Genomic DNA, 12,386 nt, shown 5'->3' with positions numbered 1-12,386 from the left:
TCACCGATTGCCTCAGGATTCCCACTCGTCACTCTGTGCACACATTTCACTCACGCACTGCGGTCATTCCGGGGGTCCGTGGGGCGGACCGGGGTCCGGTGGCCCGGGGGTGCCCGCGGGGCCCGCCCCGGACGGGGCCGGCGTGGCCGGGGTGGGCGAGGTGGGCGAGGTGGGCGGAGCAGGCGGCGTGGACGGGATCGGCGGGGCGGGCCGGGAGACGGTCGGGCAGGGCAGGTCGGGCCGGGCCGGGTGGTCATGCCCTCGCCGCTGGGGCTCCCGCGACCCGTCGTGGCGCGGAGGGCGTTCCCCGGACGCGGGAGGACCGGGCCGATGGGGGCCGGAGGCGGGAGGACCGGGCCGGTGAGGGCCGGACGCGGGAGGACCGGGCCGCCCGCCGGAACCACCGGAACCTCCCGGACCTCCGGGCCGCCCGCCGGAACCACCGGAACCTCCCGGACCTCCGGGCCGCCCGCCCGAGCCGCCGTGGCCACCATGGCCGTCAGAGCCGTCAGTGCCGCCCGGCCCGGTGACCGGTCCGCCGGCCGGGTCCTCACCGGACGCGCCGGTCGGGGTGGGCCGCGCGGAGGGCGCCGAAGTGGGCCCTGTCGTGGGCCCTGTCGTGGGCGCCGAAGTGGGCGCCGAGGTGGGTCCGGTCGTGGGCGCGGGGACCGGCTCGCGGCCCCGGGTGGGAGCCGGGGTGGGGACCGGCGGCGGCAGGGGCTCCGGAACGGGGCCGCCGAGGTGCCCGCCGTCCGCTCCGCCGAGCCCGGTGAAGGCGATCGGCGCGATCGGCCGGGCCGGTCCGGACCCGGCCGGGTGCGCGGCCTCCCGTCCGTCCAGGGAGCCCAGGACCGCCGAGGGTCCGGACGGGCCCGAGGTCCGCGGCAGGAGCAGGCCGGGCGGCTCCCCGGTCACCGGTCGTGCCTCCGGGGCGCCGGCGGCGTCCTCCCGGAACTCACCGATGAGCTGGACGGACATCAGCGCCACGGCGGCCGTCGCCGCGAGCGCAGCCACCGCGCCGGCCACAGCGCGAGCCCTGCGGCCCTTCCGGAGATCCGGGCGGCCGGGAAACCCGGCGGCGTCGAGCAGGCCGGCCCTCCGGGCGACGTAGCGGCGGTAGGGGACGAGGTCGGGGTCGGTGAAGGAGCTCATCACCCGCACGCGCAGCGTCCCGGGCGGCACGACAGGCGGCAGGACCGCGAGGACCTTGCCCGCGGAGACCTGCCGGGCCCGATGCGGGGCGCAGGCGTCGCAGCCGCTCACGTGGCGGGCGGCCCGCCGCCGGGCCTGCGGGGTGAGGCGGCCCGGCGGGCCGTCCAGAGACCGAGCCAGGTCCGCGCAGTCGTGGTGGTCCCGGCGGGTGAGGACCTCGACCGTGATCGCGTCGCGGAGCCGCTCCCGTGCCGCGTCGTCCATCGCGCCGGCTTTCCTGGCCGAAACCCCCAGCACCCGCGCGAGGTCGGGGACGGACAGGCCGTGCCGGTGAAGGAGTTCGAGGACCTCCTGGTCCTGCGGGGACAGACTCCGGACGGCGTTCCACGCCGACGCGGCCAGGCCGGCGGCGCCGTCCCCCGGGAGGACCGGAGCGGCCGTTCCGGATCGGGGGGAGCCGGGTCGCGCGGTCTCCCGCCCCGGGGACGCCGGGCCGGAGGACGTCCGGTCCGCGGCCCCCGGACCGGGCATCCCCGGCTCCGGGGCCGCCGCGGGGCGTCGCCGTACGCACTCCCCCCGAGCGAGTGCGTACAGCCACGCCCGCAGCCGGGCGGGGTCGGCGAGCTCGTGGATGCGGGCCTCCGCGGTGATCAACGTGTCGCGGAGCGCCACCTGAGTCCCGTCGGGGCCGCCGAGCATGAACCAGCAGTATTGGTAAAGGCCCGGGGCGTGGAAGTCGTACAGCGCGGCGAGAGCGCCGGGCTCGCGCCGGCGGAGGGCTTCGACCAGAACACCGTTGTCCATGTGACAGACGGTAAATGATTGGTAACTTAAAGTTCTACCGATTCTTGCACGTTGACGGCCGTTGTCAGCGTTCCGTCTGCGAGGCGGGCAGACGGTTCCCTCGGCACCGGGGTGGATCTCTTTGGCTTATGGGGGTTCACGGTGATCCGCCGGATCCGTGGCGCGGCCGGGCCCCGGTCACCGAGGCCGGATCCGGACGGTCGGGACCGGGCCGGGACCGGACGGTCAGGGGCGGGCGTCGGCGGTGAGCGTGGCGGGCCTGCCCCGGTCCTTGGCGAAGGGCGCCGTGGTCGGCTTGGCCGTGTTGACCGGGGCGATGCCACCGAGGGCCAGTGCCTCGTACGGGCGGCTGGTCGATCCCCAGGTGCCCGCGTGCACCTCGGCGCGGTCGATCTTCCCCGTGTCCGGGACGCTCTGGATGTTCAGGATGAACCTGCGTCTGGCGTTCGCCCGGACGTCGTCCACGAACGTGCTGCCCCCGCCGAGCAGCCTGCCGTTCCGGTCACGCAGGAGCGCGGTGACCACCAGGTTCCCGGCCGGAAGGTGGTACGGCGAGCCGACGTACCCGGTGACGAGGTAGCCGTGGCCCTGCCGGGCCGTCAGGACGCCCGTGACGGGAAAGCGCTCGAACGCCGAGGCGATCCGGGCGGCCGGGTGCCACTGGGCGGAGCTGTAGGTGACGCTGACCTGTGAGGGCTTGCGCGCGGCGGTCGTCTGGCCGCTGAAGGGGAGCGTCCCGCCCGGCGGCACCGCGTCGAGTTGCTGCTCGGTCCGCACGACCTCCCGGCCCAGGGCGTCCTTGGCGACCACCGTGGCCACCACGTGCTCCCCGAAATGCCAGGGGTTGGCGTTGGAGAGCACGCCGGCCCAGTTCACGACGTAGCCGTCGTCGCCCTTGACGACGGAGGAGACCTGCTCCCTGACCGTGAGCGGCCGCAGAGGGGCCGCCTGCCGCTTCTCCGTGCCGGAGGAGCATCCGGCCAGGAGCAGCAGGGCTATAACGCCGACGATTCGGGTGCTGTGCGTCACCCCATGGTGATAACCCGTATTCGGGACGCACTCCCAGGGGACACGCGGGGAACGGCGGCATTCTTTACCCCGCCCCGGCGGCCCCTACCTCGCGCGGACCACCCGGCTCTCGTCCCAGACCGGCTCGGGGGCCTCGTAGACCTTGCCATCGGAGCCGAACACCAGGTAGCGGTCGAAGTCGTCGGCGAACCAGCGGTCGTGGGTGACCGCGACCACGGTGCCGTCGAAGGCGTCGAGCCCCTCCTGCAGCGCCTCGGCGCTGGCGAGGTCGAGGTTGTCGGTCGGCTCGTCGAGCAGCAGCAGCGTCGTGCCGGACAGCTCCAGCAGCAGGATCTGCAGCCGCGCCTGCTGACCGCCCGACAGCGTCTCGAACCGCTGTTCGGCGACGTCCCCGGCCAGCTCGTAGCGGGCCAGCGCCTTCATCGCCTCGTTCTTCAGCCGGGCATGCTCGGTCATCACGATCTCGCACGGCGTCCGGCCGGTCAGCTCGGGACGGGCGTGGGTCTGGGCGAAGTGGCCGGGAACGACCCGGGCCCCGAGCCTGGCCACGCCGGTGTGCCGGACGTCCTCACCGGCCATCAGGCGCAGGAAGTGGGACTTGCCGGAGCCGTTGGAGCCGAGGACGGCGACCCGCTCGCCGTACCAGATCTCCAGGTCGAACGGCTTCATCAGGCCGGTGAGCTCCAGGCCCTCGCAGATGACGGCCCGTTTGGCGGTCCGGCCGCCTTTGAGGCGCATGCTGATGAACTGCTCCTTGGGCGCGGCCTCGGGCGGCCCGGCCTCCTCGAACCTGCGCAGCCGGGTCTGCGCGGAGTGGTAGGCGGCGGCCATGGTGTCCATGTACTTCGCCTTGTTCTTCAGCGTGTTGACCAGCTGCTTGAGCTTGGCGTGCTCCTCGTCCCAGCGCCTCTTCAGCTCGTCGAGGCGCTCGTTGCGCTCCCGGCGCGCCTGGGCGTAGGTGCGGAAGCCCCCGCCGTGCACCCAGATGTTGCCCGACTCGACGGTGATGATCCGGTCGGCGGCGTTGGCCAGCAGCTCGCGGTCGTGGCTGACCAGCACCACGGTCTTGGGCGTCTCGCGCAGCGCCTGCTCCAGCCAGAGCTTCCCCGGCACGTCGAGGTAGTTGTCCGGCTCGTCCAGCAGCAGCGTCTGGTCGGGCCCGCGCAGCAGCGCCTCCAGCACCAGCCGTTTCTGCTCGCCGCCCGACAGCGTGTTGACCTCGCGGTACTTGCACCGGTCGTACGGCACGCCGAGCGCGGCCATCGTGCAGGTGTCCCAGAGCACCTCGATGTCGTAGCCGCCCGCGTCGGTGTAGTCGGTGATGGCCTGCGCGTAGCGCATCTGGGCCTTCTCGTCCTCGCGCTCCATCATCACGAGCTCGGCGGCCTCCAGGCGCTCGGCGGCCTCCCGTACGCGTTCGGGGGCGACGCTGAGGAGCAGGTCGTGGACGGTCCGCCCGTCGCGGATGCCGCCGATGAACTGCCGCATGATCCCGAGCCCGCCGGAGCTCGCCACGCTTCCGTCGACCGGCTGGAGGTCGCCCGCGATCAGCCGCATGAGCGTGGTCTTCCCGGCGCCGTTGGGGCCGACGAGCGCGGCCTTGACCCCGTCGCCGATCCGGAACGACACGTCGTTCAGCAACGGCCGCCCGTCCGGCAGCACATACGTCAGATGCCCGACCTCGACGTGTCCCACGGCGTCTTCCCTCTCTCAAGTCCCCGGGAAGGGTACCCGCCGCCTTCGGCCGTCGGCATCCTGGTTTCCGTTCCGGTACGGCACAGCCCGGCGTCGTGGCTCGAACCGCCCGTCGCTGATCCGTCCTGCCGCCGGGGAGTTCACGCGGGGCTTCCATCCGAACGTCGATGCTCGACCGTTCGTATGGAATTCGTATGGAAGAGGAGCGAGAACGCTTCGATCGCCACCGTTACGGCACCGCGCGTTCACACCGGGCGAAAGGCCGCAGCCGATGAGACGTCAAGATCCGCGATCACTCCAGCTCCGGCTCCGGCTCCGCGACCATCCGGCGACCAGACGAGGTCGGACCCCTCCCAATCCTCGGAGCAGTTCGGTCTTCACCATGCCTTCGACCGCGTGGCAGAGCTTGGCGTCCGTCGTGAGAAGGGGGACTCCACGAAACCCCTTCTTCGCAGCACTCCGGCCACCTCGATCCGGGCGAAGTCCGCTGTCTCCAATTCGACGAGATCGTCTAGAACGCCTCCTGGACCTCGCGGGCATGCTCGAATCCGGGCTGATCGACGAACCAGCGAAGGAAGACGCCGGTGTCGACGATGTGGGCGTCAGCCACGCGACTCGTCCCGGAGCCGGTCCAGCTCCTCATCCACCCCGGTCACTCCTTGCATCCGATCACGGATGGATTCCAGAGCCATCGCGGCCTTCTCCCGCCGACGAGACGACGACACGTTCTCTCTGACGAGCGCGAGCACCGGCAACACCCGGCTCTCCGGCAACTCGTCCACCAGTAGGTGGAGTTCCTCACGCATCGCGCTCATAACCGCAGTGTACGACCCTGTTCCGGTCGAAAGCAGGGTTACCGTCAGCTCTGCTCCGAAGAGACTTGTAGGGTCGGCGGAATGAGGATCACCGTCCTTGGAGCGTGCGGGGCGTGGCCGGAGACGGGGTCGGCGTGCAGCGGATATCTCGTCGAGCACGACGGGTTCCGTCTGGTCATGGACCTGGGCTACGCCACGTTCCCCCGTCTGCTGGAGCACGTGGCGGCCGAGGAGGTGGACGCGGTGTGGATCAGTCACGGGCACCCCGACCACTGCGTTGACCTCAACCCCCTGCTCCGCGCCCGTGCCCTGGGGGACGAGCCGGTTCCCGCGCTGCCGGTGTTCGCGCCGCCCGGGGCGCTGGACGCCGTACTCGCACTGGACAAGCCGGGGATGCTGGCCGCCTCCTACGCCCTCCACGAGGTCGTCCCCGGCGACGCGTTCGAGATCGGGCCCTTCAGAGCCGGCACCCGCCTGCTGCCCCACCACGTTCCCAACGCGGGCATCCGGCTGGAGGCGGACGGCGCCGTCCTGGCCTACACCGGCGACACCGGGCCGAGCCCGGAGGTGGTCGAGCTGGCGCGCGGCGCCGACCTGCTGGTGGCGGAGGCCACCTACGTCGACGAGGTGCCCGGCGGGGACGCGCCCTACCTCACCAGCGCCCGGCAGGCCGGCGCGCAGGCGGCCCGTGCCGGCGCGGGCCGCCTGCTGCTGACCCACCTGTGGCCGGGAACCGGCCGCGAGGCCGCCCGGCGGGCGGCGGAGGCGCGGTTCGACGGCGAGACCGGCGTCGCCGAATCCGGACAGGTCATCGACCTCGGCCGCTGATCCGGCGTGACGCGGCCGTTCCCCGCCCGGGTCCCCGGATTTCCCGCTTGAGTCTCCAGCGGCTGGAATTCGTAGCGTCCACCCGACGAACCGATCAGGACCGAGGGGTGGAGCATGCCGCCGAGAAACACGTTGTTCGAGACCACGATCCATCTCGACGCGGGCAACGCGGCCGTGGCCGAGCTGGGCAAGGCGCTCGGCCCGACCGGGGTGAACCTCGTCGCGGTCAAACGCGAGTACGACGAGAACACCGCGACACGGCGGGGCGAGGTCGTACCGGTCGTGATCACCGTGCTGGAGGACCGGTCGTTCCGGCTGCGGTACAAGACGCCGCCGACGGCGTTCCTGATCCGGCAGGCGCTGGGGACGAAGGGCTCGGCCCGGCCCGGCCACGACCGGGCCGGCACGCTGACCGTCGAGCAGCTCAGGGCCATAGCCGTACGGAAGCTTCCCGATCTGAACACCACGGACATCGAAGCCGCCATGCGCATCATCGCCGGTACGGCACGCTCGATGGGCGTGGCGGTCGAAGCGGGATAGCGGCCGTGCCCAGGAGGCCCCGGCCACCCGTGCTGCCGCCGTTCCGTGAACTGGACCCGGAGCTGGAGCGGGCCGAGCGGCTGCTGGAGGCCGGCGCCCTCGGCCGGGGCGGGCTGGCGTCCGTGCTGGCCGCGCTGCCCGACGAGGACGCCGCCGCCGGCGAGCTGAACGAGACTCTGGCGCGCTACGGCGCGGTGCCGAGGCTGCGGCGGGAGGGCGGACGATGGCGGCTGGTGGTCCTCACCGAGCGGTCGCCGTCCGGGGAGACGGCCGCGGCAGCTGGCGTGACCGGCCGCCCATCCCACGGCCGTCCCGGTCCACGCTCCGGCTCACCGGCGCCGGGAACCGGCCGCGAGGCGGCGGAAGGATCAGGGACGTTTGGCGACGGACAGCAGGGCCGCCGCGTCCTCCAGCGCCGTCACACTGTGCCGGGCCTGCGGGACGATGATCAGGTCGCCGGCGCTTCCCTCCCAGGAGGTCTCGCCGCTGTCCAGCCGCAGCCGTCCGCGCAGCACGAGCAGCGTCGCCTCGCCGGGGTTGTCGTGCTCTGCCAGGGTGGTGCCCTCGGTCAGGGCGAGGACGGTCTGCCGCAGGACGTGTTCGTGCCCGCCGTACACGGTCGCGGCGCTGCGGCCGGTGGCGGCGGTCGCGGCGCGTTCGAGGTGTTCCCGGGCCAGGGCGTCCAGCGAGAGCTTCTGCATGGTCATCAGTCTGCCACCGGGGGGTGACGCGGCCGGGGACACGGCTCGCCGCGTCCGTGACCGGCCCGGCCTCCCGGCGCCTTCGCCGGGCCGGCCGCACCCCGTGGTCACGACGGCTCCAGAGGCGGATGATGGCGAAGTGCCGGAAACCCCCCGCTTCGCCCGCGTGCCCGTCGTCGTGACCGCCCTGGCCGTCTCCGCCGTGCTGCTGGCCGTGAGCCCCCGCTACGGCTACCACCGGGACGAGCTGTACTTCCGTCTGCTGGGCGAGCACCCGGCACTCGGGTACTTCGACACCCCGCCGCTGACCCCGATGATCGCCCGCGTCTCGATCGGGCTGTTCGGGGACGGCGTGACCTCGCTGCGCGTCCTCCCGGCCCTGGTCGCGGCCCTCGTGGTGGTCCTGACGGCCCTGCTGTCCAGGGAGCTGGGCGGGGGACGGACCGCTCAGGTCCTCGCCGCGGCGGGCGTCGCCACCGCGACCATGGTCCTGGTCGCCGGGCACACCCTGCTCACCCTGAGCATCGACCTGCCGCTGTGGGTCGCGGCGGCCCTGTTCTGTGTCCGGGCACTGCGGGGTGACGGGCGCTGGTGGCTCGCGGTGGGGGCCGTCGCGGGCGTCGCGACCTACAACCGGCAGCTCGTCGTGCTGCTCCTGGCCGCCGTGGGCGTGGGCGTGCTGGCCGCCGGCCCGCGCGACGTGCTGCGGGACCGCCGGATCTGGTTCGGCGCGCTGCTGGCTCTGGCGCTCGCCGCGCCCAACCTGGTCTACCAGGCGACGCACGGCTGGCCGCAGGTACAGATGGCCGCGGCGCTGGAAGCCGACGACGGCGCGGAGAACCGGGTCATGTTCGTGCCGCTGCAGGCCCTGCTGCTGGGACCGGTTCAGGCGGTGCTCCAGGTGGCCGGCGCCGTACGGCTGTGGCGGGAGCCCCGCCTGCGGTGCCTCGTCCTGGCCTACGCGGTGGCTTGCGCGCTGATGCTGTACTCGGGAGGGCGCGCCGACTACGTCGTGGGCATGCTCGTGCTGCTCTTCGCGGCGGGCTGCGGCCCCGCCGAGCGGTGGATGTCCGGCGCGGGGCGTACGGCGGAGCATCCGGCGCGGCGGCCGTCGGAGCGGACGGCGGGGCGGGCGCGGCGACCGTCGGAGCGGGCGGCGGGGCAGACGGCGGGGCAGGCGGGGCGACCGTCGGGGCGGGCGGGGCGGCGCGCGTTGCTCGGCGGGTTCCTGGCCGCCGGCGCGCTCGTTTCGGCCGTCGTCGCGCTGCCGGTCGTCCCGCCCGCGTCGCTGGAGGGGAGCCCGGTCGCCGCGATGAACGAGGTGGCGCGTGAGTCGGTCGGCTGGCCGGAGTTCGCCGCGCGGGTCGCCGCCGTGGTCCGGGATCTGCCGCCGGCGGACCGCGCGCGGGCCGTGCTCCTCACCGAGAACTATGGCGAGGCCGGGGTGCTGGCCCGCTATGCCCGGCAGTACGGCCTGCCCGCCGTCTACAGCGGCCACAACGAGCTGTACCGGTACGGCCCGCCGCCCGCCTCGGCGCGGGTCGCGGTGGTCGTGACCGACGCCCCGGTCCGTTACGGGCGGTCGTTCGCCTCGTGCGAGCGGCGCGGCCGGATCGACAACGGCGTCGGACTGTCCAACGAGGAGCAGCACCTGCCGATCCTCGTCTGCCACGACCCGGCGGCGCCGTGGGACCGGCTGTGGCCGCGGTTCCGCCACTACAGCTGACCCCGGTCCACGACCGCTCCGGGCCCGTGGCAGGGCCGCCCGTCCACCGCGTGACCGTCCCGGGCGACCGGTCCGCGTGACCGTCCCTGGAGACCGGTCCGCGTGACCGTTCCGGGTGACCGGTACCGGCGACCGGCTCGGAAGCGGCCGGCCGGCGCGGCGGTCCGGCCGGTCCCGGCGGCGTGGGGACGGCGGTCAGGCCGGGCCGGTCGAGGCGCGGACGTGGAGCTGGGCGGGGACGACCACCGGCCCGACGGCCGGCTCGCCGGACAGGCGGGCGATGAGCAGTTCGACGGCCGCCCGGCCGGTCTCCTCCGGCGCGAGGTCGAGCGCGGTGATCGCGGGAGAGGCGATGCGGGTCTGCTGCGCGTCCGACCCGGCCGTCACGAGCAGGTCGTCCGGCACGGCCACCCCGAGCAGCCGGGCCTCGGCGAGCAGGCCCGCCGCGTGGCGGCCCGTCTGGCAGTGGACGGCGTCGGGCCGCTCCCCCGTGCCGGTGAGCAGCCGCCGGGCGGCGTCGCGCCCGCCGTCCTCGCCGGCCGCCTCGGGGACGCGCAGCACCCGCGCCGCCATGGCGTGGCGGGCGGCCCACTTCCGGTAGGCGTCCTCGGAGTCGACGTTCCAGGCGTTGTCGTCCGTACCGGCCAGGAAGGTGACGCGCCGGGCGCCGCGCGAGCGCAGCAGGTCGAGCATGCGCTCGGTCTCGTCGGCGTCGTCGGTGCCGACCCAGTCGGTGAAGTCCGGCCGCCCGGGGTCGCGGCCCACCGTGACGACCGGCATGGACGCGTCGAGGAGCCGGGTGAGGACCGGGTCGTCGCGCGTCGGGTCGCCGATGACGTAGCCGTCCACGCCGAGGGCGGCCCGGGAGACGTCCGAGCGCGTCAGGTCGGGCACCAGCATGAGCCCGAGGCCGTGGTCGAGCGCGGTGACCGCCGCCGCGCCGGCGAACCGGACGAAGTAGTCGACGCCCTCGGGGATGTAGGAGCCGATGGAGTCGAGGGGGCGCATGTCGAGGCCGAGCACGCCGGTGCGCCCGCGGCGCAGGCCCCGCGCCATGGGGTGGGCGCGGTAGGCCAGCCGCTCGGCGACGGCGAGCACCTTGCGGCGGGTCTCCTCCGAGGCCGTTCCCTTGCCGTTCAGCGCGTGGGAGACCGTGGTGACCGAGACTCCGGCCTCGCGGGCGACGTCTCTGATCGTCGCGCGCACGGCGGGGAGCGCCTCCTTCGACATAGGTAAAGAGTAGGACACAAAACCTTTTACTAGGGGTTTTTCTCCGATACGGTCCAGTTCCCAAAACGTTTTGTGCGTGGTGCCGCCGCCGATCGCGTCGCAGGGGCCACCCACCGTCTCGAGGCGCGGACGGTCACCCGCCGTCCCGCCGCGGGACCGACCCCCTTTGAAGTGTTCGGAGGACAAGGATGCGTATACGTGCGACGGCGGCCCTCGCCGTCACGCTCGGCCTGGGCCTGACCGCGTGCGGCGGCGGAGGATCCGGCGGCCCGGCCGCCCCCACCGGTCCGGCGGCCGCGCAGAAGACCGGCGACCTGATCGTCACCACCCCCGCGGCGAAGGGCGAACTGGACAGGGCCACGTGGAACCTGCCGTTCGGCGAGCCCGCGTCGCTCGACCCGATCAAGGCGTTCAACTACCCCGAGAACACGGTCGTGGCCAACCTCTGCGAGGGCCTGATGCGGCTCGACCCCGACTACTCGGTGAAGCCCAACCTCGCCGAGAAGGTCGCCACCCCCGACCCGAAGACCTGGGTCTACACCCTGCGCGAGGGCGTGACCTTCTGGGACGGCGAGCCCATGACCGCCGACGACGTGGTGTTCAGCCTCCGCCGCCACCTCGACCCCGACGAGGGCAGCTACTGGGCGTCCGACCAGATCACCGGGAACATCGACTCGATCGGCAAGACCGGCGAGCACGAGGTCACGATCCGGCTGAAGAAGCCCGACGCAACGCTCAACTCCTACATGGCCACGCCCGTCGGCGTGGTCGTCGAGAAGGCCCAGCGGGAGAAGGCGGGCTCCAAGTACGGCACGCCCGAGGGATCGGTCATGTGCACCGGCCCGTTCAAGGCCGCCTCCTGGGAGAAGGGCTCCAAGATCACACTGGAGCGCAACGACGCCTACTGGGACGCGGCCCGCAAGGCCAGGACGAAGCAGCTCGACCTGCGGTTCATCGTCGACCCGGGTGCGATCGCGAACGCGCTCGACACCGGCGCCATCGACGGGTCATACGACGTGCCCGTCGGCGCGCTGGACCGGCTGTCGGCGTCGCAGAACGGCAAGCTCTACCTCGGGAGGTCGCTGCAGACGGTCGCCGTCATCAGCACCGGCAACGGCCTCCTCGGCGACCCCGCGGTACGGCGCGCGCTGGCGATGGCCACCGACCGCGAGGCGATCGCCCAGACCGTGTTCGCCGGGACCGCCCAGGCGTCGCGCTCGCTGGTGCCGCGCGGCGGCTGGTCCTACGGCGACGAGGTGTTCGGGCCCGCCTACGACGCCCTGCCGGACACGAAGAAGAACGTCGAGGAGGCGAAGAAGCTCGTCGCGGGCAAGACCGGCGGCGCGCCGATCACGATCGCCTACCCCAGCGAGCGCCAGTTCTACGCCGACATCCTGTCGGAGGTGGCCAACGCCGGCCGCGAGCTCGGCCTCACCATCCAGCCCAAGGGCGTGCCGAGCGCGCAGTACGGCGCCTTCTTCTCCGACGCCAAGGCGCGCGCCGGATACGACGGGTTCATGACGACGAACTACATGGACATCCCCGACCCGCTCGCCTTCCTGCGCACGATCGCCGCCAAGGGCGGGTCGCAGAACTTCAACGGCTACGAGGACCCGCAGGTGCAGGACCTCATCGGGAAGGCGGCGGCCACCGCCGACGACACCGAACGCGCGAAGATCACGACGGAGATCCAGGCGAAGGTCATGGAGCAGACGCCCTGGATCCCGATCGCGGCCCCGGCCGTGCAGCTGTTCCTCAACAAGCGGGTGACCGGGGTCCCGGCCTCGTTCGTCTACCTCTACCACCCCTGGGCGGCGAGCCTGGGGGCGGCCTGACCACGACCGGCCCGGGGCGCGGCGGCGCGCC

10 protein-coding genes are annotated in these 12,386 nt (G+C 73.3%); 4 read left to right on the top strand and 6 right to left on the bottom strand.

The annotated features are described in order from the left end of the window. Positions 1-63: 63 nt before the first annotated feature. The 4 genes from AB0D67_RS13235 to AB0D67_RS13220 form a co-directional block, all read right to left on the bottom strand. Positions 64-1,956: a sigma-70 family RNA polymerase sigma factor gene (locus tag AB0D67_RS13235; protein WP_362933439.1), complete on the bottom strand. Its 1,893-nt coding sequence runs from the start codon at positions 1,954-1,956 to the stop codon at positions 64-66. A 225-nt stretch (positions 1,957-2,181) separates the two neighbouring features. After that, on the bottom strand, positions 2,182-2,985 hold the full coding sequence (locus AB0D67_RS13230) for a hypothetical protein (protein WP_362933436.1): 804 nt from the start codon (positions 2,983-2,985) through the stop codon (positions 2,182-2,184). Positions 2,986-3,069: 84 nt separating this feature from the next. Next, positions 3,070-4,680, bottom strand: a complete 1,611-nt coding sequence (locus tag AB0D67_RS13225; RefSeq protein ID WP_362933433.1) for an ATP-binding cassette domain-containing protein — start codon at positions 4,678-4,680, stop codon at positions 3,070-3,072. A 602-nt stretch (positions 4,681-5,282) separates the two neighbouring features. Further along, positions 5,283-5,495, bottom strand: coding sequence for a hypothetical protein (locus AB0D67_RS13220; RefSeq protein ID WP_362933430.1), 213 nt, complete (start codon positions 5,493-5,495; stop codon positions 5,283-5,285). A gap of 81 nt (positions 5,496-5,576) precedes the next feature. Here AB0D67_RS13220 and AB0D67_RS13215 point away from each other — a divergent pair, with 81 nt between their 5' ends. Together AB0D67_RS13215 and AB0D67_RS13210 are read left to right on the top strand one after the other, a co-directional pair. After that, the gene (locus tag AB0D67_RS13215; RefSeq protein WP_362933427.1) at positions 5,577-6,323 is read left to right on the top strand and encodes an MBL fold metallo-hydrolase; all 747 of its coding nucleotides are present in this window, start codon (positions 5,577-5,579) and stop codon (positions 6,321-6,323) included. A 114-nt stretch (positions 6,324-6,437) separates the two neighbouring features. Continuing rightward, positions 6,438-6,863 carry a 50S ribosomal protein L11 gene (locus AB0D67_RS13210; RefSeq protein ID WP_362933424.1) on the top strand — a complete coding sequence of 142 codons (426 nt, stop codon included), beginning with the start codon at positions 6,438-6,440 and terminating at the stop codon, positions 6,861-6,863. Between the two features lie 368 nt (positions 6,864-7,231). Here the strand turns inward: AB0D67_RS13210 and AB0D67_RS13205 are convergent, their stop codons facing one another. After that, positions 7,232-7,564, bottom strand: coding sequence for a cupin domain-containing protein (locus tag AB0D67_RS13205; protein ID WP_362933848.1), 333 nt, complete (start codon positions 7,562-7,564; stop codon positions 7,232-7,234). 139 nt (positions 7,565-7,703) lie between these two features. On the opposite strand from AB0D67_RS13205, the gene AB0D67_RS13200 reads away from it, so the two are divergent. Beyond that, a complete protein-coding gene (locus AB0D67_RS13200) occupies positions 7,704-9,290 on the top strand; it encodes a glycosyltransferase family 39 protein (protein WP_362933421.1) in 1,587 nt (528 codons plus the stop codon). Between the two features lie 195 nt (positions 9,291-9,485). On the opposite strand, the gene AB0D67_RS13195 is transcribed toward AB0D67_RS13200, so the two are convergent. Further along, positions 9,486-10,520 carry a LacI family DNA-binding transcriptional regulator gene (locus AB0D67_RS13195; protein ID WP_362933418.1) on the bottom strand — a complete coding sequence of 345 codons (1,035 nt, stop codon included), beginning with the start codon at positions 10,518-10,520 and terminating at the stop codon, positions 9,486-9,488. A 188-nt stretch (positions 10,521-10,708) separates the two neighbouring features. On the opposite strand from AB0D67_RS13195, the gene AB0D67_RS13190 reads away from it, so the two are divergent. Next, positions 10,709-12,355, top strand: a complete 1,647-nt coding sequence (locus AB0D67_RS13190) for an ABC transporter substrate-binding protein (RefSeq protein WP_362933415.1) — start codon at positions 10,709-10,711, stop codon at positions 12,353-12,355. Positions 12,356-12,386: the final 31 nt, after the last annotated feature.

The organism is Streptosporangium sp. NPDC048047 (genome assembly GCF_040653115.1).
In the GTDB taxonomy this organism is placed as follows: Bacteria; Actinomycetota; Actinomycetes; order Streptosporangiales; family Streptosporangiaceae; genus Streptosporangium.
Note: the sequence above shows the minus strand (reverse complement) of the source record. Positions and strands in the feature narration are given on the sequence as shown.